General features: G+C 71.5%; 22 protein-coding genes. 2 read left to right on the top strand and 20 right to left on the bottom strand.

Translation table 11 applies throughout. The features are described from left to right. The 8 genes from BLW32_RS04395 to BLW32_RS04360 all read right to left on the bottom strand — a co-directional run bounded on the left by BLW32_RS04395 (position 1) and on the right by BLW32_RS04360 (position 6,839). Complete coding sequence (locus tag BLW32_RS04395) at positions 1 to 1,083, bottom strand: NAD-dependent epimerase/dehydratase family protein (RefSeq protein WP_068523816.1); 1,083 nt, start codon at positions 1,081 to 1,083, stop codon at positions 1 to 3. A 75-nt stretch (positions 1,084 to 1,158) separates the two neighbouring features. After that, positions 1,159 to 1,260 carry a 30S ribosomal protein bS22 gene (locus BLW32_RS04390; protein WP_003402602.1) on the bottom strand — a complete coding sequence of 34 codons (102 nt, stop codon included), beginning with the start codon at positions 1,258 to 1,260 and terminating at the stop codon, positions 1,159 to 1,161. A gap of 161 nt (positions 1,261 to 1,421) precedes the next feature. After that, a complete protein-coding gene (locus tag BLW32_RS04385; protein ID WP_068523814.1) occupies positions 1,422 to 1,667 on the bottom strand; it encodes a helix-turn-helix domain-containing protein in 246 nt (81 codons plus the stop codon). A gap of 128 nt (positions 1,668 to 1,795) precedes the next feature. Further along, positions 1,796 to 2,605 carry a pyrroline-5-carboxylate reductase gene (gene proC, locus BLW32_RS04380; RefSeq protein WP_068627104.1) on the bottom strand — a complete coding sequence of 270 codons (810 nt, stop codon included), beginning with the start codon at positions 2,603 to 2,605 and terminating at the stop codon, positions 1,796 to 1,798. Between the two features lie 32 nt (positions 2,606 to 2,637). Next, on the bottom strand, positions 2,638 to 3,465 hold the full coding sequence (locus BLW32_RS04375) for a thioesterase family protein (RefSeq protein WP_068740787.1): 828 nt from the start codon (positions 3,463 to 3,465) through the stop codon (positions 2,638 to 2,640). Positions 3,466 to 3,508: 43 nt separating this feature from the next. Next, a complete protein-coding gene (locus BLW32_RS04370; RefSeq protein ID WP_068740786.1) occupies positions 3,509 to 4,360 on the bottom strand; it encodes a sugar phosphate isomerase/epimerase family protein in 852 nt (283 codons plus the stop codon). A 14-nt stretch (positions 4,361 to 4,374) separates the two neighbouring features. Next, entirely contained in the window at positions 4,375 to 5,718 is a 1,344-nt protein-coding gene (locus BLW32_RS27375) for an Rv0497 family membrane protein (protein ID WP_068740785.1), read from the bottom strand. Positions 5,719 to 5,879: 161 nt separating this feature from the next. Beyond that, positions 5,880 to 6,839, bottom strand: a complete 960-nt coding sequence (locus BLW32_RS04360; protein ID WP_068523806.1) for a Ppx/GppA family phosphatase — start codon at positions 6,837 to 6,839, stop codon at positions 5,880 to 5,882. A gap of 48 nt (positions 6,840 to 6,887) precedes the next feature. Here BLW32_RS04360 and BLW32_RS04355 point away from each other — a divergent pair, with 48 nt between their 5' ends. Further along, complete coding sequence (locus BLW32_RS04355) at positions 6,888 to 7,703, top strand: DUF3109 family protein (protein ID WP_068524698.1); 816 nt, start codon at positions 6,888 to 6,890, stop codon at positions 7,701 to 7,703. Here the strand turns inward: BLW32_RS04355 and BLW32_RS04350 are convergent. From BLW32_RS04350 to BLW32_RS04315, 8 genes are all read right to left on the bottom strand, one after another. Continuing rightward, positions 7,700 to 8,389, bottom strand: a complete 690-nt coding sequence (locus BLW32_RS04350) for a sterol desaturase family protein (protein WP_068740784.1) — start codon at positions 8,387 to 8,389, stop codon at positions 7,700 to 7,702. The two genes, BLW32_RS04355 and BLW32_RS04350, sit on opposite strands and share 4 nt — an antisense overlap. Further along, positions 8,386 to 9,111 (bottom strand): FadR/GntR family transcriptional regulator, encoded by a 726-nt coding sequence (locus tag BLW32_RS04345; protein WP_068740783.1) that lies wholly within the window; start codon positions 9,109 to 9,111, stop codon positions 8,386 to 8,388. Before BLW32_RS04345 ends, BLW32_RS04350 begins: the two co-directional genes overlap by 4 nt. 144 nt (positions 9,112 to 9,255) lie before the next feature. Continuing rightward, positions 9,256 to 10,248, bottom strand: a complete 993-nt coding sequence (locus BLW32_RS04340) for an NAD-dependent epimerase/dehydratase family protein (RefSeq protein WP_068740782.1) — start codon at positions 10,246 to 10,248, stop codon at positions 9,256 to 9,258. Positions 10,249 to 10,307: 59 nt separating this feature from the next. Further along, a complete protein-coding gene (locus BLW32_RS04335) occupies positions 10,308 to 10,997 on the bottom strand; it encodes a response regulator (RefSeq protein WP_068740781.1) in 690 nt (229 codons plus the stop codon). Next, positions 10,994 to 12,190, bottom strand: coding sequence for a sensor histidine kinase (locus BLW32_RS04330; RefSeq protein ID WP_082791280.1), 1,197 nt, complete (start codon positions 12,188 to 12,190; stop codon positions 10,994 to 10,996). Before BLW32_RS04330 ends, BLW32_RS04335 begins: the two co-directional genes overlap by 4 nt. Positions 12,191 to 12,253: 63 nt before the next feature. Next, positions 12,254 to 12,550, bottom strand: coding sequence for a GNAT family N-acetyltransferase (locus BLW32_RS04325; RefSeq protein WP_068740780.1), 297 nt, complete (start codon positions 12,548 to 12,550; stop codon positions 12,254 to 12,256). A gap of 96 nt (positions 12,551 to 12,646) precedes the next feature. Further along, the gene (locus tag BLW32_RS04320; protein WP_068523796.1) at positions 12,647 to 13,393 is read right to left on the bottom strand and encodes a phosphoglyceromutase; all 747 of its coding nucleotides are present in this window, start codon (positions 13,391 to 13,393) and stop codon (positions 12,647 to 12,649) included. Further along, positions 13,390 to 13,959: a TetR/AcrR family transcriptional regulator gene (locus BLW32_RS04315; RefSeq protein WP_068523794.1), complete on the bottom strand. Its 570-nt coding sequence runs from the start codon at positions 13,957 to 13,959 to the stop codon at positions 13,390 to 13,392. The genes BLW32_RS04320 and BLW32_RS04315 overlap by 4 nt, the downstream gene beginning before the upstream one ends. Before the next feature lie 66 nt (positions 13,960 to 14,025). Between BLW32_RS04315 and BLW32_RS04310 the strand changes: the two genes are divergently transcribed. After that, positions 14,026 to 14,871 carry a class I SAM-dependent methyltransferase gene (locus BLW32_RS04310; RefSeq protein ID WP_068740779.1) on the top strand — a complete coding sequence of 282 codons (846 nt, stop codon included), beginning with the start codon at positions 14,026 to 14,028 and terminating at the stop codon, positions 14,869 to 14,871. Here the strand turns inward: BLW32_RS04310 and ctaD are convergent. The 4 genes from ctaD to BLW32_RS04290 form a co-directional block, all read right to left on the bottom strand. Next, a complete protein-coding gene (gene ctaD / locus BLW32_RS04305) occupies positions 14,868 to 16,577 on the bottom strand; it encodes an aa3-type cytochrome oxidase subunit I (RefSeq protein WP_068740778.1) in 1,710 nt (569 codons plus the stop codon). The genes BLW32_RS04310 and ctaD overlap by 4 nt on opposite strands. A gap of 67 nt (positions 16,578 to 16,644) precedes the next feature. Then, positions 16,645 to 17,058, bottom strand: coding sequence for a pyridoxamine 5'-phosphate oxidase family protein (locus BLW32_RS04300; RefSeq protein ID WP_068523788.1), 414 nt, complete (start codon positions 17,056 to 17,058; stop codon positions 16,645 to 16,647). Positions 17,059 to 17,181: 123 nt separating this feature from the next. Continuing rightward, positions 17,182 to 17,958, bottom strand: coding sequence for an LLM class F420-dependent oxidoreductase (locus BLW32_RS04295; RefSeq protein ID WP_068523786.1), 777 nt, complete (start codon positions 17,956 to 17,958; stop codon positions 17,182 to 17,184). A 14-nt stretch (positions 17,959 to 17,972) separates the two neighbouring features. Then, positions 17,973 to 19,199, bottom strand: coding sequence for an MFS transporter (locus tag BLW32_RS04290; protein WP_068740777.1), 1,227 nt, complete (start codon positions 19,197 to 19,199; stop codon positions 17,973 to 17,975). Positions 19,200 to 19,230 lie beyond the last annotated feature (31 nt).

The following is a 19,230-nucleotide window of genomic DNA, read 5'->3' as shown; positions in this document are numbered from 1 at the left end:
CTACCGTCCAGCCGTGCCGTACTCGGAACCGATTCCCGCGAGGCGTCGTGCCAGCGAGGCGACCCGCTGCTCGACGCCCACGATCGAATCCACACCGATTGTAGGTTCTGTGCGGCCGTGGCGTGCGGCGTCTTCCATTGCCTGCCGCGTGGTGAAGCGCGGCTCGAAGCCGAGCTCCTTCCGCATGCGCGTCGTGTCGAAGGCGTTGCCGAAGCTCAGGTAGGCGAGCTGTACCTTGTCCGTCGTGCCGCGGCCCCGGCCGCGGATCGCGGCGACGGCCGGCCCGAAGGCGGGCTTCACGACGGGCAGCGGCACCCGGCCGGACAGGCGGATGGCCTGCGACATGGCGATCGCGCCGTCGCCGGCGATGTTGTACGTGCCCGGCTTCCCGGCCACCACGGCGTGCTCGAGGGCCCCGAGGGCGTCGTCCTGGTGCAGCAGTTGCAGCCGGGCGTCGCGGCCGATGATGGAGGGCACGACGGGCCGCTCGAACAGCGAGCCGAGCAGCGTCTCGATGTTGGGCCCCAGGATCGGCGCGAGGCGCAGGATCGTGAGGTCGATGTCGGTGCGGCGGCGGGCCATGCTGCGGGCGTAGGCCTCGGCGTCGAGCAGGTCGCGCGGGTGGCCGCTGGCCGCGGCGCCGCTGACGAGGTCCTCGGTGATGAGCGCGGGGTTGCGGGAGCGCGAGCCGTAGACCTGCGTCGCCGAGCGCATGATCACCCGCTTGACCGTCTCCGACTTCTGGCACGCGGCGAAGACCCGCATGGAGCCGAAGACGATCGCGTCCTTGGTGGACCCGGACGGGAAGTGGTTGTCGGTGACCGACGTCGAGCAGTGCACGACGGTGTCGACCTCGTTGGTCGCCATGATCTTGCCGAAGATGTGGCTGCGGTAGTCGACGCGGATGAACTCCGCGGGCTCCATCCGCCGGTGCATCGCTTTGGTCGGCGGCACGGCGTCCACACCGATCACTCGCTCGATGTCGGGGCGCTGCGCGAGCCGGCGCACGAGGTAGCCGCCCACGAACGTGGAGGCGCCCGTCACCATGACGACGCGCGGCGCGCTGACGACCGACTCACCCATTACTGAAGAGTAACCGGAAACACGAAAGCCCGCCCAGATCCTGGGCGGGCTCTCATGAAAGTGTGACCAGAAGGCCTACTTGCCGAGCTTCCTACGCTGCACCCGGGTGCGGCGGAGCAGCTTGCGGTGCTTCTTCTTCGACATGCGCTTGCGGCGCTTCTTGATCACTGAACCCATGGGTTCCTCACGTCTCTCTATCGAATTGCCATGTTCGGTGCGCGGCGGCCGGGTACCGATGAGCCCCCGCGTCCACGCAGCAGGCTTCTACCTTACCCGTCGCAGCGACCCAGGCGAAATCCGCCCGTGCCGCCGCCGCGGCTGACGTCCTCCGACGGGGCCTAGCCCGCGTCGAAGAACGAGGTCTGCAGGTAGTCGTGGACCGCCTTCTCGTGGACCCGGAAGGACCGGCCCACGCGCACCGCGGGGAGCTCCCCGTTGTGCACCAGGCGGTAGACCGTCATCTTCGACACCCGCATGAGGGTGGCGACCTCGGCCACCGTCAGGAACGACGAGCCGGCTGCCTGGGGAGCCTGAGCTCCGGCACCGATCTCGGCGGGCTTGGTGTTCTTGTTTGCAGACGCCATGTAATCCCTAACCTCCGGCACATGTCGCGCCGCCGGCTTCCCCTCCGGCGGACCTGACACGCACGTGCTTCGAGCAGCTTAGCGGTACCAATGGGAATAATGCGACGGGAGTGAGCTAACCGAACCTTCTAGGCGAGACGCCCGAGCTCGGCCGATCGTTCCGCGCACGCCCGCGTCGCCGCGTAAAATGCAGGTCGGAGGCCATTTTTCTCCAGCTCGCGGATCGCGGCGGCCGTCGTACCGCCCGGAGAAGTCACCGCCGCCCGAAGCTCGACGGGCGACGTGGAAGTCTCAACCATTAGTGCACCCGCGCCCGCGATCGTGTGCGTGGCGAGGGTCGTCGCCTGATCGCGGGTGAGCCCCAGATCCACCCCGGCATCGATCAACGCCTCCGCGACGAGGAAGGCGTAGGCGGGCCCGGAGCCCGACAGGGCGGTGAGCGCGTCGAGCTTCGCCTCGGGCACGACGAGGGTCTTCCCCACCGCGTCCATGACCTCCCGCACGAGCGTCACGTGGGCCTCCGTCGCCTCCCGGCCGCCGGAGATCCCGCTCATCGACCGGCCGACGAGCATCGCCGTGTTCGGCATGACCCGCACGACGGGCGTCCCGTCGGGCAGCGCGGCCTCGTAGACGGTCGTGGGAACGCCCGCGGCCACCGAGGCCACCACGGCGCCCGGCCGCAGTGCGGAGGCCACGTCGGGCAGGATCGCGGACACCACGTCGGGCTTGACGGCGATCACCACGAGGTCCGCCGCGTCGACCGCCTCGGCGACGGTGGTCACCGTCGCCACCCCGTAGCGCTCGGCGAGCTCCCCGCCGCGGCCCGCGTGGGGCTCCGCGACCGTGAGCGCGCCGGGCTCGTGCCCGGCCGTGATCAGGCCGGCGAGCAGGGCCTCGCCGATCCGTCCGCCGCCGATCAGCGCGATACGACCATCCATCTCGGGTACTCCTCGATCAGTTCTTCGGTTCTTCAGGACTTCGGGGGCCGCGGCGCCGGCATCATCGCCATCTGCCGGGACGTCGCGACGACGTGCCCGGACTCGTCGACGAGGACGTGGTCCTCCTCGAACCACCGCTGCCCGACAACGGGCGCGGTCGCCCGGAACCGCAGCCAGCCGTCGACGGGCTCGCGGCGCACGGAGGCGGTCAGCGTGATGGTGGGCGCCCAGCCGACGCCGCCGAGGTTCGCGACCACGGGCAGCGAGATGTCGGTGGCGAGCAGCGCGAACAGGCCCGAGAGCGGCTCCTCGCGCAGCCGCACCCAGCCGCGGGTCTCGGCCGCGCCGGTGCGGCCCTCGATGACGGGCAGCGTCGAGGCGTCGTAGTGCACCTCGGCCACACGACCCACCTTGAAGATCTTCGCCGCGGGGTGCTCGGGGTCCCAGGCCAGCGCGTCCGCGGGCGGCGTGGGCGGCATGGCGTCCACCGGCAGGGTCTCGGCGTACCGCTCCTCGCCCTCGTCGCGGCGGGCGAGGGTCACGGCCGCCTGCACGTAGACGCGGTCGCCCTGCACGGCCTCCACGTTCACGAAGGACGTCGTGCGGCCGCGCTTGCGCACGTCGGTCCGCAGCTCGACGTGGCCGGGGTCGGGCGCGCCGAGGTACTCCGCGGAGATCACCACGGGCGTCACGTCGGGGTCTCCCCCGTCGTCGAGGTAGGCGGCCTGCGCCGCCGAGGCGATGACGGCCAACAACGCGCCGCCGTGCACCTTGCTTCCCACCGACCAGGTGGGGTCGATGTCGGCGGTGTACCCGCCGGGGGCCTTCGTGACGGAGATGAGCTCCGCGAACAACGCCATCTGTGCGCTCTCCTTACCAGGCACCCGCACGGGTGCTTCGACGTCAGGCGGCCGGGTCGGCGCGCAGGTGCTCCCGCGCGAATCCCAGCGCCTCCGTGAGCATCGCACGCCGCTCCTCGGGCGTCTTCGCCGAGCCCGTCGCGATCTCGAGGATCACGTGGCCGTCGAAGCCCGACGCGGCGAGCCGGCGGCACACCTCGGCGGCCGGCTGGGTGCCGTGACCGGGCACGAGGTGCTCGTCGACGGCGGCGCCGAGGCCGTCGGTGAGGTGCAGGTGCCGCAGGCCGTCGCCCATGCGGTCCATGAGCTCGAGGGCGTCGACGCCCGCGGTCGCGGTGTGCGAGAGGTCCAGGGTGTAGTTCGCGTAGCCGACGTCGGTCGGGTCGATCGACGGTGCGAACGCCGAGACCGCGGTGCCGGGGTGGCCGCGCCGCTTGAGCCGCTCCACGGACTCGCCGCGGCGGCCGAAGAAGGCGTCGAGCCGCATCGGGAACATGTTCTCCACCGCGATCGCGACGTGGCTGTCGTCCTCGAGCTCGCTGACCAGGTCGACGAAGTTCTCGGCGTAGCGCCGCTGCCACCGGAACGGCGGGTGCACGACGACGGTGTCGGCGCCGAGGTCCTCCGCGGCCGTCACGGCGCGCCCGAGCTTCGCCATGGGATCGGGGCCCCACACGCGCTGGCTGATCAGCAGGCAGGGCGCGTGGACGGACAGCACGGGCACGTCGTACCGCATGGACAGGCCGGCGACGTTCGCGATGTCCTGGCTGGCGCCCTCGTGCCAGACCATGAGCTCGACCCCGTCGTAGCCGGTCTCCGCGGCGTACCGGAAGGCGTCCTCGAGCTTCTCGGGGTAGACCGAGGCCGTCGACAGTCCGACCGGTATCCCGCTCACACCGCCGAGCGTACTCAGTTGGAGCCGAGCGCCATCAGCAGCGGGCCGAAGGTGATCACCAGGCCCACGAACAGCGCGAGCCCCAGCGTCAGGTAGTCGGTGGTCTTGCGCAGGTAGTGCGTGAAGGTGACGATGCCGATGATCACGATGAACGCCAGCACGACGGTCAGCGCGATGGTCGCCTTACCGCCGCCCCAGTTCCACAGCTTGAAGAAGCCGTAGAACAGGCCGGCGCCGGCCACCAGGCCGAGCACGACCTCGGCGGCGAGCGCGAGCCAGCCGCGGCCCCTGCCCGGCGTGGCGTCCTCGTCGTCGGCGTCCTCGTCGAGCTCGGCGTCGCCCGGCTTCGCGAGGAAGTCGGGGGCGGCGTCGGCGCGCGCGTCGTCGATCTGCTGGGCGCTCATCGACGCGGTGTCGGGCGCGGCCGCGTCGGCGTCCAGGTCGGCTGCCGGCACCGCGACGGGCTTGACGTCGACGGTGTCGTCGGCCTCGACCTCGGCGAACCGGGACTGGCGCTCGCGGACCTGCGCGGTGTTGAAGTCGGCCGTCGCCATGATCGGGGCCTCGGCCTGATCCCAGCGCGACCACGCGTAGTCCTTGCCGTCCTCGGCCGGGGCGTCCGCGGACGCGGCAGCGGCAGCGGCAGCGGCAGCGGCAGCGGCAGCGGCAGGAGCCTGCGCAGCAGGAGTCTCGGCAGCCGGGGCCTCGGGAGCCTGAGCTTCGGCCTGCGCGGCGGGCTCATCGGCCGGGGCCTGTTCCTGGGCCGACTCGGCGGACCGCGAACCGCGGCCCCAGCGGAGCAGCCCGGAGCGGCGCCCCTCGCGCCCGGCGGGAGCCTCCTCGGCGGGTGCCTCCGGGACAGCGGCCTCCTGGGCCTCGGGCGCCTGGTCCGCGGGTGCCTCGGCGGTGCCGGGATCGGCAACGGCGGCGGCGAGGAAGGACGAGGTGATCGGCTCGTCATCGTCGGCCTGCTCGCTCTGCTCGACCGGAGCGGCCTGCTGCGGGGCCTCCTGCTCGGCGGCCGCGGGTGCGGCCGGAGCCTCGGGCTCGACGACCTCGGGGGTCACGACCTCGGGCTCGTACGCCTGCTGGGCCTGCGCCGCCGGCGCTGCCGGCGCGGCCGGCGCGGCCGGAGCCTGGGGTGCGGACGGAACCTCGGGTGCGGGCTGCTCGTCGGCCTGGGCGCCCGGCGGCGGGGTGTCGTCGCGGACGACGGGGATCTCGCCGGTCAGCTCGGCGACGGTGATCGAGTTCTCGCCGCCGCGATGGCGTCGACGGCGTCCGCCCGCGGGTGCGGCCGGGGCGCCGCCTTCCCTGGCGAGCAGCTCCGCCAGCGAAATCCTTCGCTCCTCGCTCATGCACGTCACCGTCCTGTGGCTCGTCGGCCTCGTGGGCCCCGCGCGTGCCGGAATTGTCACACCCGCCACTCACGCCCTGTGTGGTCTCAGAAGATTCTACTTGTACACCGTCGCGCAACCGTGGCGGCACACGCGGCGGTCCGTTATGTTACTTCGTACCTTTAATGGCCTTTACCGCTGCTCTCCGGGGTGAAGCCCGCCTGCGTGTCCAGATACCGCAGGATCACGCCCTCGCGCAGGGCCCACGGGCAGATGTCGAGTTCCTCGACCTTCATCGCCCGCATCGCGGCCTCGGCGACGAGCGCCCCGGCGACGATCTGCCCCGCGCGGTCGGAGCTGAGCCCGTCCAGTTCGCGGCGGTCGGACTCCGTCATCCGGCTGATGAAGGCGATCAGCTGGCTCAGCCCGCGCGCCGTCAGGGTCCGCTTGACGCGCGGCCCGGCCGACGAGGGCGCCGCACCCGTGAGGCGGGCGAGGGTGCGCATCGTCTTCGACGTGCCCGCGACGAGGTCCGGCGTGCCGACGGCCTGCAGTCGTGCTGCGGCGGGCGCGATCTCGGCGTCGAGCCAGTCGCGCAGCATGGCGACGCGGCGGCGCCCGGGCGGATCGTCGGGCAGCCACTCGCGCGTGATCCGGCCGGCGCCCAGCGGCAGCGAGAGCGCGACGTCCGGCTCCTCGTCGACGCCGTTGCTCATCTCGAGCGAGCCGCCGCCGATGTCGATGTTGAGCACGCGGCCCACGCTCCAGCCGTACCAGCGGCGCACCGCGAGGGCGGTGAGCCGGGACTCGTCGGCGCCGGAGAGCACCTCGACGTCGACGCCGGTGGCCTGCTTGACGTGCGCGAGCACGGTGTCGGTGTTGCTGGCGTCGCGGACCGCGGAGGTCGCGAAGGCCATCACCTCGGAGCAGCCGGAGCTGCGCGCGATCTTCGTGAACTCCTCGACGGAGTCGACGAGCGCGTCCTCCCCGGCCTGGCTCAAGCGGCCGCTCGGTTCGATCTTCTCGGCGAGCCGCAGCGTGGCCTTGGTCGAGCTCATCGGCGTCGGGTGCGCGCCCCAGTGGGCGTCGACCACGAGCAGGTGCACCGTATTGGACCCGATGTCGAGGACTCCCAATCTCACCCCGTCAATCTAGACCCGACTACGGTGGCCCCTGTGACCGACCTTCCGATGCCCGGCCTGCGGCGTCCCGTCCCGGAAGTCCCCCTGGACTTCCCGCGCGAGTGGCTGGAGTTCACCGATCCCGCGGACCCGCAGCACCTGATCGCCGCGGACCTGACGTGGCTGCTCTCCCACTGGACCTGCGTGTTCGGCACCGAGTCGTGCCACGGGATCGAGCCGGGCCGGGACACGGACGGCTGCTGCAGCCACGGCGCGTTCCTCTCCGACAACGACGACCGCAAGCGCCTGAAGAAGGCCGTCGCGAAGCTGACGGACGACGACTGGCAGTTCCGCAGTAAGGGATTGGGCAAGAAGGGGTACCTCGAGGAGGACGACCTCGATGACGAGCCCGCGCTGCGGACCCGCCGGTACGACGGTGCCTGCATCTTCCTCAACCGCCCCGGGTTCCCGGGCGGGGAGGGCTGCGCCCTGCACGCCATGGCCCTGCGGACCGGCGTGGAACCGCTCACCGTCAAGCCCGACGTCTGCTGGCAGCTGCCCGTCCGGCGCACCCAGGAGTGGATCGAGCGCCCCGACGGCGAGCAGATCCTGCGCACGACGATCGGCGAGTACGACCGGCGCGGTTGGGGCGCGGGCGGCCTGGACCTGCAGTGGTACTGCTCCGGCTCGCCGGAGGCGCACGTCGGCGCGCAGCAGGTGTGGCAGAGCTACGCCCCGGAGCTGACGGAGCTCCTGGGCGAGCAGGCGTACGCCGCGCTGGCCCGCGAGTGCGAGGCCCGCAAGGATCGCCTGGTCGCCGTGCACCCCGCGACCGCGGCCGCGACGGAGCGGCAGAGCTACGACATGAAGTACGTGGAGCTCTAGGACCCGAGGCCGTCCAGGCCGTGCAGGTTCTTGGCGGTCGGGCTGGTCTCGACGGTGCCGGGGTCCGGGTAGGTGCCCAGCACCCGGTCGGAGGTGCCCGACGTGGTGACCGAGAACCAGTAGTGCTCGTTCTTGAAATGGTGCAGGCGGTGGCTGCGCCACACGGCCTTGTAGGCGCGGCCGCGGGGCTTGTAGTCGGTGTGCACGAGGTAGTGGGTCCACTCGTAGCCGAGCAGGAAGAGCGCCTCGACCAGCATGAAGGTCAGCGTCGCGTGCACCGGGGCGCCGATCAGCGCACCCACGCCGAGCGGCGCGGCGATGCCCAGGCCGACGATCACCCACGGCAGCGCGCGGGTCGGGATGAACACCAGGTCCACGTCGCGGGGCGCGGCGTGATGCCGCCGGTGGTCGCGCGCGAGCAGGGTGTCCAGCGTGATCGGCCCGACGGTGCGCGGCCGCCAGTGCAGCACGAAGACGTGGATGACCCACTCCAGGAACGGGAACAGGGCCACGAAGACCAGGGGTGCCCACAGGTCGACGAGCCCTCCCCCGCCGACGGCGACGCGCGCGGCGACGGTGCCGGCCAGGAAGGCCAGGATCATCCACGGCGTGGGATGGCGGAGGAACTCGCGGGCGGCATCGCCGAGGGTGACACCGCGGCGGGCCGCGCGATCGGTCGTGGTCATGACTGCTCCATCCGGTCGAGGAATCCGCCGAGGACGCCGGTGGCGCCGCCGAGGACGGCGCGCGCGGCGGCGCGGGCGGCGGTGGCGTCGCCGTCGAGGACGGCCGCAGTGAGGGCGCGGTAGCGGTCCGCGGGTTCGGCCGCTGCGACGGCGTCGGCGACGACGCCGAGCATCGGCTCGTAGACGCGCCGCATGCCGTTGAAGATGAGGGTCATCGCGATCGAGTCGGCCCCGCGCACGAGGTGCTCCCAGTAGCCGAGGGCGGCGGCCTGCTGCTCCGCGCCCGATCCGGCGGCCTCGATCGCGGCGAGCGCCGCGGTCAGCGGGCCGGCGAGGTTCTCGGCCGAGCGCGCGGCCGCTTTCTCCGCGATCCACGGCCCGAGGTGTTCGCGCACCTCGAGGACACTGCGGACCACGGACGGGTCGACGACAGCACCGTCGGGCGCGGCGACGAGCAGGTGCGGCAGCAGGTCGAGCCCGCCCGTGCGGGTGATGTCGTTGACGACGGCCCCGTCGCCCTGCCGGACCTCGACATGGCCAGACGTGGCGAGGCGGGCGATCGCCTCGCGGATGACGGGCCGCGAGACGCCGAGGACCTCCGCGAGCCGGCGCTCGCTGGGCAACCGCGAGCCCACCGGCGCGGCGCCGCTGACCAGCTGGTTCAGCAGCTGGTCGTGCACCTCGTCGGCGGCGGACCGCTTCGTGACCGGGCTCAGTTCCATGCCGGAACCGTAGCGCCGCGCGGTCCGGTGGTCAAGTGGTATTACCAGCATTCCGATGACTTACCAGCGTTAGCCCAGTCAGCCACCTGGAGAAACGTCTGCAGCGAGTGCTCACTACCTCCGAGTAGCAGCATCGGCTGCTACCTACTCAGCGGTCCGTGCGCGGATCAGGGCGCGTTCGTCGTCTCGAGTCATGCCGACCGCCAGAGCATCGCCCGCAGTCCGGAGCCACTCCGCGGTATCGCGTGCCGTCTCGTCGAGGGGCCTGACCCTGAGACCGCGCTCTGCGGCAGGCCCGGCGTCGTGATCGAGCATTCCGTCGAAGTCGGGGCGTGGCAGCCACAGCGGCAGGGGCCGTTCCCCCGCCCACGGCTCGACACCCCGTGCGAGTAGGAAATCGTCGGGAGCCCACACCCATCGAGGCCGCACCCCGAGGCCGACCGCCATCCGCTGCACGAACTCGACCATCGGAAAGGCCGGTGCGACCGCGTCGAACGTGCCGGCCGTACGCCGTTCGGCCAACAGCACGAGCCACGCCGCGAGGTCGCGCACGTCGAGCACTTGCACACGAGCCCCGGGAGCGCCGGGAGCGAGCACGAGGTCACCGTCGGCCGCGGACGCGAGCCGACCTGGCCAGTAGGAGAACCGCCCCGTCGGATCACCGGGCCCCACGATCAACCCGGGCCGGACCACCGCCGCGTCGGCACACGCGTCGCGCACGAGCTCCTCACAGGCCACCTTCATGGCACCGTACGCTTCAGGCCTCGTGTCGAGCGCGACATCGTCGTGCAAAGCCGGAAGCAGAGGCAGGTTCGACGGTCCGCCGCCGGGCGTCGCGGTGTCGGCGTAGACGCTGATGGTGGACACGAACACCCAATGTGCGGCCCGGATCGCGGCGACTGCGTCCCGAACCCAGGACGGCGTGCGGGCGACGTCGATGACGGCGTCGAAGGCTCCGTCGGACAGCCCGGGCGGAACAGGGTCGGCAGAACGGTCCCACCGGACCAGGGAGGCGCCGTCGGGGACCGGCCCGGACGTGCCGCGGGCGGCGCAGGTGACGTCGTGGCCCGCGCGGACGGCCACGACCGCGATCTCGCGCGAGAGGAAGGCAGTACCACCGAGCACCAGGAGTCGCATGGCCTCAGCGTGTGCTCGCCGGCGCGTCCCGGCAAGGCGGCGCTGCTCGGAGCAGCGCGCTAGGGCTCGAGCTTGTAGCCGAGGCCGCGGACGGTGACCAGGTGCTTCGGGTTCGCCGGATCGGACTCGATCTTGCTGCGCAGGCGCTTGACGTGCACGTCGAGCGTCTTGGTGTCGCCCACGTAGTCGGCGCCCCAGACGCGGTCGATGAGCTGCCCGCGGGTGAGGACGCGGCCGCTGTTGCGCAGCAGGTACTCCAGCAGGTCGAACTCCTTGAGCGGCAGGGTCACCGCCTCGCCCCCGACGGTCACGACGTGCCGCTCGACGTCCATGCGGACGGGCCCGCCCTCGAGCACCCCGTCGTCGAGGCCGTCCGCGGCGGCGGTGTCGGCGCCGCGGCGCAACACCGCGCGGATGCGGGCGATCAGCTCCCGCGCGGAGTAGGGCTTGGTGACGTAGTCATCGGCGCCCAGCTCCAGGCCCACGACCTTGTCGATCTCGCTATCGCGCGCGGTCACCATGATGACCGGCACGGACGAGCGGGCGCGCAGCTGCTTGCACACGTCGGTGCCGCTCATGCCGGGCAGCATGAGGTCGAGCAGGACGATGTCGGCGCCGGCGGAGTCGAAGTGCCGCAGGGCCTCGGCACCGTCGGTCACGACGGTGGTCTCGAAGCCCTCCTTGCGGAGCAGGAACGCCAGGGGGTCGGCCAGCGACTCCTCGTCCTCGACGATCAGTACGTGTGTCACCGCAGTACATCCTCACTGTGGTCATCGCGCTCTGCAGGTCCCGCGCCCGGCTCGACCGGCGCCGGCAGCACCAGCGTGAAGGTCGAACCCATGCCCGGTTTGCTCCAGAGCCTAATGGTGCCGCCGTGGTTCGCGGCGACGTGTTTGACGATCGCGAGACCGAGTCCGGTCCCGCCCGTCATCCGGGACCGCGCCTTGTCGACGCGGAAGAAGCGCTCGAAGACGCGCTCCTGGTCTTCGGGGGCGATGCCGATGCCCCGGTCGGTGACCGCGATCTCGACCGACGCGGCACCGTCGGGCCCCGTGGCGGGGCGCAGGCGGCGGCTGATCGAGACCTGGGTGTTCTGCGGCGAGTAGGCGATCGCATTGGAGATGAGGTTCGACAGGGCCGTGAGCAGCAGCGTGTCGTCGCCGCGGATCTCGAGGCCGGAGGGCTCGTCGACGATGAGCGAGATGTTGTTCGCCTCGGCCGAGACCTGGGCGCGCGCGACGGCCTCGCCGACCACGTCGTCGACCTCGACGCTGCCGAGGTCGGGCAGCTTCTCCGCGCCCTGCAGGCGGGAGAGCGCGATGAGCTCGTTGACCATGTTGCCCATCCGGGTGGATTCGACGAGCACGCGGGAGCCGAAGTGCCGCACCGCCTCCGGGTCGTCGTCGGATTCCAGCAGCGCCTCGGCGAGCAGCCCGATCGCGCCGACGGGGGTCTTGAGCTCGTGGGAGACGTTCGCCACGAAGTCGCGGCGCGTGGCCTCCATGCGCTGGTTCTCGGTGTCGTCGTCGGCGTAGACCACGGCGTACCGCTCGTCGGGCTCGTTGCCCTCGATGAGGTCCACCCGGCAGCGCACCGCGATGCTCGCCCGGTCGGACCGGCGCGAGACCGTCAGTTCGACGGCGCGGGGCGTCCCCGTCTCGAGGACGAGCGAGGCGGCCTGCCACACGCGGTCGTCGAGGAGCTGTTCGCGGACGAGGGAGAACTCCTCGGCGCGGGCGTTGCACGCGATGACGTCGCGGAACCGATCGACGACGACGAGCCCCGTGGGCGAGTCGCGGATCACGGCGCGGTTCAGTTCCGCCACCGTCATGCGGGTCGGGGTCGCCGGTTCGGCGGTGATCACCCGCTGCCGGACGCGCCGCGCGAGCCATCCGATGAGGGCGCCCGCCAGGGCGGACACCACACAGAGGGCCACAGTCACGCGGTCAGTGTACCCAGGTTCCCGATCGATATTTCACATCGGGAACGACTGGTGAACAACGGGTTACCGGTCGGCGGCCACCTCGACAACGGAGGCGTACTCGGGGTGCTTCGTGACGTAGTTCGCGACGTACGAGCACACGGCCCGCGCCTTCGTGCCCGACGCGACGACGTCGTCGAGGGCGGCCTTGGTGAGCACCGCGGCGTAGCCGTTGCCGCCGTACTCCGCGTCGACCACGGTGTGGGTGAGCAGGCGCACGTCCACCTCGTCGACGTAGTCGAGGTAGCCCGCCTGCTCGCCGTCGACGGTGAGCACGTAGCGCTCCTGTTCCGGGGAGTGGGTCACAGTCACGTCAGCCATGTGATCCAACCTATCGCCTCCACGGCCCCGGAGCCTGAGGAAAAACTTAAGGGGCGGTACCGATTTCTCGGTACCGCCCCGTCGTCGTCCGTGGGACTACTTGGCGCCCTGGTTGGCGACCGCGGCGGCGCCCGCGGCGGCGGCCTCGGGGTCCAGGTAGGTGCCGCCGGGGTTGGCGACGGCGCCGTCCTCGGTGAAGGAGTAGGTCAGCGGGATGCCGGTGGGGATGTTCAGCGCGGCGATGTCGGCGTCGGAGATGCCGTCGAGGTGCTTGACCAGCGCGCGCAGCGAGTTGCCGTGCGCGGCGACGAGCACCGTCTTCCCCTGCGCGACCTGCGGCTCGATGACGGCCTGGTAGTAGGGGATGAAGCGCTTGACCACGTCGAGCAGGCACTCGGTGAGCGGCACCTGCGGCAGGTGGGCGTACCGCGGGTCGCCGGTCTGGCTGTACTCGTTCGCGGGGTCGATCGCGGGCGGCGGGGTGTCGTAGCTGCGACGCCACAGCATGAACTGCTCGTCGCCGTACTTCTCCTTGGTCTCGGCCTTGTTGAGGCCCTGCAGCGCGCCGTAGTGGCGCTCGTTGAGGCGCCAGTCGCGGACCACGGGGATCCAGTGCCGGTCGGCGGCGTCCAGCGCGAGGTTCGCGGTGGTGATCGCGCGGCGCAGCAGCGAGGTGTACAGGACGTCCGGCAGCAGGCCCGCCTCCTTGAGCAGCTCGCCGCCGCGAACGGCCTCGCCGCGGCCCTTCTCCGTCAGCGCCACATCGACCCAGCCGGTGAACTGGTTGGACGCGTTCCACTCGCTCTCGCCGTGACGGAGCAGGATCAGGGTGCCGTAGGTCATGCGCCGTAGTTTAACGCCCGCCGGATCGGCCCACGCAGGTCCGCGATGCTCTCCGCCTCGGACTTCGTGGGCCCGAGCGAGCGGGCGCCGTAGAGCCGGTCGAACAGCAGGCCCTCGAGCAGGCTGACCAGGTCGGCCGCGGCCCGGTCGGGGTCGACGGTGCCGAGCGCCGCGAACAGGCCCGACGCCAGCGGGACGGAGAACAGGCAGGTGGCGAGGTCCGCCGCCAGCTCCTCGGCCGCCGCGTCCGGGGCCAGCGCGTAGCGGGCGAGGGCGTCGCGCCGGCGGTCCGTGAGCAGAAGGTGCAACTGCGCGGCCATCGCGTCCGCCGCGGTCTCTGGGTCGACGGCCCGCGGCACGGCGCGGTCGAATTCCTCGCGCGATCGCTCCCGCAGGCGCCCGATCGCGGCGGCGAGCAGGTCCGCGCGGGTGCGGTAGTAGTACGACGTCGACCCCTTGGGCAGGTCCAGCCGCTTGTCGACGGCGCCGTGCGTCACCGCGCGATTGCCGCCCTCGGCCGCGAGGTCCAGCACGGCCTCGCAGATCGCCGTCCGCCGCTCGTCCACGCTTGCCCTCCCGCCGCCTGTTGCTCTATAACCATAGAGGACTCTACGTTTATAGAGGGAGGCGACATGGGCGACCACCGCATCGGCACCGTCGACGACACCGCGCGGTGGGTCGCGCACCACCGCGCACTCGAATCCGCCCGGCCCGACGCGCTCTTCCACGACCCGTTCGCCGCCCGCCTCGCCGGTTCGACGGGCCGCGCCATCGCGGAGGGCGCGGCGCCGGCCGCGGGTGGCGGCGACGGCTGGTACCTCACCGCGCGCACCGTCCTGATCGACGAGGCGGTGGCCGCAGCGATCGCGGGCGGCTGCGACACCGTCGTCAACCTCGGCGCGGGCCTCGACGCCCGCCCCTACCGGCTCGACCTGCCCGCCGGCCTGGAGTGGATCGAGGTCGACCTGCCCGCGATCCTCGACCACAAGGCCGCGGTCCTCACGTCGGAGACGGCCCGCTGCCGGCTGCGGCGGGTGCCGCTGGACCTGGCCGGAGAGGGCCTCGCGAACCTGCTGGACGGGCTCGCGGACCGTCGGGTCCTGGCGCTGGCCGAGGGCCTGGTCATGTACCTCTCCCCCGACGAGGCCGACGCCCTCGCGGACACGCTGCTCGCCGCGGGCGTCGAGCGGTGGTGCCTCGACCTCAGTGCCGCGGGCGTGGGCTCGGTGATGGCCGAGCGGAACCGGGGAATCCTGCGGCGCGCCCCGTGGCGGTTCCTGCCCGCCGACGGGGTCGCCCACATCGAGGACCGGGGCTGGCGCGCGGATCGGATCGAGCCGCTCTTCCCGGCGGCGGTCCGGCTGGGACGCCTGGATTCGCCGGAGGCGCACCGTCGGGCCGCGGGGCCCCAGCCCGATCCCCGGAACCCGGGCGACGCGCCGTGGAGCGGCGTCGTGTCGGTCGTCCCGGCCCGCTAACGCGCGGTGTGCTTCTCCGCCCGCATGCGCCCGACCATGTGCGGGTAGTGCAGCTCGAACGCGGGGCGCTCGGAGCGGATGCGCGGCAGCTCGGTGAAGTTGTGCCGCGGCGGCGGGCAGGTGGTGGCCCACTCGAGGCTGTTGCCGAAGCCCCACGGGTCGTCGACGGTGACGACCTCGCCGTAGCGGTAGCTCGTGAAGACGTTCCACACGAAGGGCAGGACCGAGGCGCCCAGGATGAACGCGCCCACGGTCGAGATCCGGTTCAGGCTCGTGAAACCGTCGCTCGCCAGGTAGTCCGCGTACCGACGCGGCATGCCCTCGGCGCCCAGCCAGTGCTGCACGAGGAACGTGGCGTGGAAGCCGATGAAGGTGAGCCAGAAGTGCCAGCGCGCGAGCCGCTCGTTCAGCATGCGCCCCGTCGCCTTCGGGAACCAGAAGTAGATGCCCGCGAACGCCGCGAAGACGATGGTGCCGAACAGCGTGTAGTGGAAGTGGGCGACCACGAAATACGTGTCGGAGACGTGGAAGTCGAGCGGAGGCGACGCGAGCAGCACGCCGGTCAGGCCGCCGAAGAGGAAGGTCACGAGGAAGCCGATCGAGAACAGCATCGGCGACTCGAAAGTCATGTTCCCCTTCCACATCGTGCCGATCCAGTTGAAGAACTTCACGCCCGTTGGCACCGCGATGAGGAAGGTCATGAAGCTGAAGAAGGGCAGCAGCACCGCGCCGGTGGCGTACATGTGGTGCGCCCACACCGCCATAGAGATCGCGGCGATCGCGAGCGTCGCCATGACGAGGCCGCTGTAGCCGAAGATCGGCTTGCGGCTGAACACCGGGAAGATCTCCGAGACGATGCCGAAGAAGGGCAGCGCCAGCACGTACACCTCGGGGTGGCCGAAGAACCAGAACAGGTGCTGCCACAGGAGTGCTCCGCCGTTCGCCGGGTCGAACAGGTGGGCACCGAACTGCCGGTCCACCTCCAGCCCGACCAGCGCGGACGCCAACAACGGGAAGATCATGAGCGCGAGCACGCTCACCACGAACATGTTCCACGTGAAGATCGGCATCCGGAACATCGTCATCCCGGGCGCACGCAGGCAGAGCACCGTGGTGACCATGTTCACCGACGCGAGGATCGTCCCGAGCCCACCGACCGTGAGCCCCATCAACCACAGGTCGCCGCCGACGCCCGGGCTGTGCGCGGCGTCGGACAGCGGGGTGTACGCGGTCCAGCCGAAGTCGGCCGCGCCGCCGGGGACCATGAAGCCCGCGGACGCGGTGAGGCCGCCGAACAGGTACAGCCAGTACCCGACGGCGTTGAGCCGCGGGAACGCGACGTCGGGCGCGCCGATCTGCAGGGGCACGAGGTAGTTGGCGAAGCCGAACGCGATCGGGGTCGCGTACAGCAGGAGCATCACCGTGCCGTGCATGGTGAACAACTGATTGAACTGCTCGGTGGAGAGGAACTGCAGGCCGGGCTCCGCGAGCTCACCGCGCATGATCAGCGCCATGAGGCCGCCCACGAAGAAGAACAACATCGACGTGACGATGTACATGACACCGATCGTCTTGTGATCCGTCGTGACCACGAGGTCCCGGATCCAGCCTCCGACGGGCCTGCCGCGCGCGGGTTCGGGGCGCGCGGCACGCAGCCGCCGCTCGGGTGCCACATCCGTGGCGGTCGTCCTTGTTCCACCGTCCATGGATCGATCGTCGGCCGCGAGGCCGCCCCGCGGCAGCGGCGGACGTCCCGACCGATGTCCCGACGGTTCAGGACCAGGTGCGGCCGAAGCCGCGGGCGCTGACCCGTTCGGCGAGGACCTCCACGACCTCGTACTTACCGTCGTCGATGAACGGCCGCAGCGACAGTGCGTCCGTCACCGACAGCGCGGACGAGTCCGTGCGCACACGCGCGGGCCCGCGCACGATGACGCTCCAGGCCTGGTCCCCTCCGACCTCGTCGACCTCGAAGGCGACCTCGTGCGCCACGACGGCCGAGGCGAGCTTGCTACCCGGGCCGGTCCGGAACAGGATGTTGCAGCCCTCGCCGAGCACGTAGTTCACGGGAAAGATCTCGGCGTCACCCCCGAGCGCGATCACGACGCGCCCGACGTCCTTGCGGCCCAACAGCTCGGTCGCCTCTGCGCGATCGAGGACGGTGGTGCCGGCGGTGAATCGTTCCATGACGCGCTCCTGGGGTCGGGGCGGGCGGGTGCCCGCCGCCCCACTCTCATCCCGCCCGACGGTGCCCGCCAGGGACCTTCGTCGGGTCGCACGTCCCGGGATCGCCGGGAGCGGAGGCCTCGCCTACTGCGCGTCCCGCCAGCGCAGCAGGGCCTCGATGATCGTGTAGTCGAAGCCGGGCGCGGAGAGCTCGGCGGTGAACTGCGTGGCCCCCTCGGCGACGAGCTGGTCGGCGAAGGCGAGGGCGTCGTCGGGTCCGGTGCCGCGCGGGATCGCGACGTTGTGCGCGATCTCCTTCGGGTCGCGGCCGATCTTCGCGCAGGCCTCGGCGAGCACCGCCGACTTGTGCCGGTAGGTCTCCAGGTCCACGAAGTAGTGCCACACCGAGGCGTACTGCGCGACGAGGGGCAGCGTCTTCTTCTCGCCGCCGCCGCCGATGAGGATCGGGATGTCGCGCGTGGGAGCGGGATTGAGCTTGCTCCAGCGCTCGGTGATCCGGGGCAGGGCCGTGCCCAGGTCGTCGAGGCGCGAGCCGGCCGTGCCGAACTCGTAGCCGTACTCGTCGTAGTCGCGCTGGAACCAGCCCGAGCCGATGCCCAGGATCAGGCGGCCGTTCGAGATGTGATCGACGGTGCGCGCCATATCGGCGAGCAGGTCCGGGTTGCGGTAGCTGTTGCACGTGACCAGCGCGCCGATCTCGATCCGCGAGGTCTGCTCCGCCCAGGCGGCGAGCATCGTCCAGCACTCGAGGTGCGTGCCGTCGGGGTCGCCCGAGAGCGGGAAGAAGTGGTCCCAGTTGTAGACGATGTCGACGCCCAGGTCCTCGAGCTTGGCGACGGCGTCGCGGAGCTGCTGGTACTCGGTGAAGTGCTGGGGCTGAAGTTGGACTCCGATGCGCATGGCGTCGACGCTACTCAGCGCTCCGCGGACCCGCTCGCCGAACCGGGAAGGACCGCGACGACCAGCACGAACGCCGCGGCGACGGCGACCGAGACCGCCACCACCAGCCCCGTCCATCCGAGCGCCGCGAACGCCGCCCCGCCCGACGCCCCGAGCACCGACGAGCCGGCGTAGTAGCAGAACAGGTACCCCGACGAGGCCTCGGCGCGGTGCTCGGTGGCGAGTCGCCCGACCCAGCCGCTGGCGACGCTGTGCGCGGCGAAGAAGCCGGCGGTGAAGACGGCCATCCCGGCGAGCACGGCGGGCGTCGAATCCGGCAGCGTCACGATCAGGCCCGCACCCATCGTCGTGATGGAGGCCAGCAGCACGCGGCGGCGTCCGACCCGGTCCGCGAGCCTGCCCGCCGCGCCGGAGGAGAACGTGCCCGCGAGGTAGATCAGGAAGACCAGCCCGACGACGCCGGGTGCGAGCGCGAAGGGCTCTGCGAGCAAACGGAATCCGAGGAAGTTGTAGACGCTGACGAAACCGCCCATGAGCAGGAAGGCGAGGACGAACAGCGTCGCGAGCTCCGGCCGGCGGAGGTGGCCGAGCATGCCGCGCACCGTCGTTCCCACCGAGACCGGCTTCGGCACATGGAACCGCGACGCCGGCAGGGTGCGGATCATCACCACCGTGAGCACCGCCGCGGCGACGGCGAAGACCTCCATGGCGCCGCGCCAGGCCATGACGTCGAGCCCGACCGCCGTCACGACGCGGCCGAGCAGCCCGCCGATCGTCGTGCCGGCGACGTACCGCCCCATCGCCCCACCGAGGTCGCGCCCGTCCACCTCCTCGGCCAGGTAGGCCATGGCGACGGCGGGCACGCCGGCGAGCGCGATCCCCTGCAGCGCACGGAGTATCAGCAGGACGGGCAGGGTCGGCGCGAGCGGGATCACCAGGCCGAGCAGGACGGCGGCGACGGCCGACACGGTCATCACCCGGGTCCGGCCGAAGCGCTCCGACAGCGCGCTGACGGGGATGATCGCGAGCGCGAGCAGGCCGGTCGTGACGGAGACCGCGAGCGCGGACACGGCGGGCGCCGAGCCGAAGACGCGGGTCAGTTCGGGGAGCACGGCCTGCGTCGAGTACATCGAGCCGAAGGTGGTCAGGCCCGCCACGAACAGCGCCAGGGTGGTCCGACGGTACGCGGGCGTCCCGGCCCGGAGCGGCGCGGTCCCGATGCTGTCGACGGTGGCGGTCATGGTGCTCACCCTGCTCCGGAAACGACGATGT

This window comes from Tsukamurella tyrosinosolvens (assembly GCF_900104775.1).
GTDB classification, from domain to species: domain Bacteria; phylum Actinomycetota; class Actinomycetes; order Mycobacteriales; family Mycobacteriaceae; genus Tsukamurella; species Tsukamurella tyrosinosolvens.
The sequence above is the reverse complement of the archived record's forward strand: the minus strand, read 5'-3'. Positions and strand labels throughout refer to the sequence as shown.

What these genes read in the sequence shown, in the direction of transcription:
- BLW32_RS04395 (WP_068523816.1), bottom strand. Translation starts at nt 1,083, where the DNA reads ATGGGTGAGTCGGTCGTCAGCGCGCCGCGCGTCGTCATGGTGACGGGC.
- BLW32_RS04390 (WP_003402602.1), bottom strand. Translation starts at nt 1,260, where the DNA reads ATGGGTTCAGTGATCAAGAAGCGCCGCAAGCGCATGTCGAAGAAGAAG.
- BLW32_RS04385 (WP_068523814.1), bottom strand. Translation starts at nt 1,667, where the DNA reads ATGGCGTCTGCAAACAAGAACACCAAGCCCGCCGAGATCGGTGCCGGA.
- proC (WP_068627104.1), bottom strand. Translation starts at nt 2,605, where the DNA reads ATGGATGGTCGTATCGCGCTGATCGGCGGCGGACGGATCGGCGAGGCC.
- BLW32_RS04375 (WP_068740787.1), bottom strand. Translation starts at nt 3,465, where the DNA reads ATGGCGTTGTTCGCGGAGCTCATCTCCGTCACGAAGGCCCCCGGCGGG.
- BLW32_RS27375 (WP_068740785.1), bottom strand. Translation starts at nt 5,718, where the DNA reads ATGAGCGAGGAGCGAAGGATTTCGCTGGCGGAGCTGCTCGCCAGGGAA.
- BLW32_RS04355 (WP_068524698.1), top strand. Translation starts at nt 6,888, where the DNA reads ATGCCCGGCCTGCGGCGTCCCGTCCCGGAAGTCCCCCTGGACTTCCCG.
- BLW32_RS04350 (WP_068740784.1), bottom strand. Translation starts at nt 8,389, where the DNA reads ATGACCACGACCGATCGCGCGGCCCGCCGCGGTGTCACCCTCGGCGAT.
- BLW32_RS04345 (WP_068740783.1), bottom strand. Translation starts at nt 9,111, where the DNA reads ATGGAACTGAGCCCGGTCACGAAGCGGTCCGCCGCCGACGAGGTGCAC.
- BLW32_RS04340 (WP_068740782.1), bottom strand. Translation starts at nt 10,248, where the DNA reads ATGCGACTCCTGGTGCTCGGTGGTACTGCCTTCCTCTCGCGCGAGATC.
- BLW32_RS04325 (WP_068740780.1), bottom strand. Translation starts at nt 12,550, where the DNA reads ATGGCTGACGTGACTGTGACCCACTCCCCGGAACAGGAGCGCTACGTG.
- BLW32_RS04320 (WP_068523796.1), bottom strand. Translation starts at nt 13,393, where the DNA reads ATGACCTACGGCACCCTGATCCTGCTCCGTCACGGCGAGAGCGAGTGG.
- BLW32_RS04310 (WP_068740779.1), top strand. Translation starts at nt 14,026, where the DNA reads ATGGGCGACCACCGCATCGGCACCGTCGACGACACCGCGCGGTGGGTC.
- ctaD (WP_068740778.1), bottom strand. Translation starts at nt 16,577, where the DNA reads ATGGACGGTGGAACAAGGACGACCGCCACGGATGTGGCACCCGAGCGG.
- BLW32_RS04300 (WP_068523788.1), bottom strand. Translation starts at nt 17,058, where the DNA reads ATGGAACGATTCACCGCCGGCACCACCGTCCTCGATCGCGCAGAGGCG.
- BLW32_RS04295 (WP_068523786.1), bottom strand. Translation starts at nt 17,958, where the DNA reads ATGCGCATCGGAGTCCAACTTCAGCCCCAGCACTTCACCGAGTACCAG.
- BLW32_RS04290 (WP_068740777.1), bottom strand. Translation starts at nt 19,199, where the DNA reads ATGACCGCCACCGTCGACAGCATCGGGACCGCGCCGCTCCGGGCCGGG.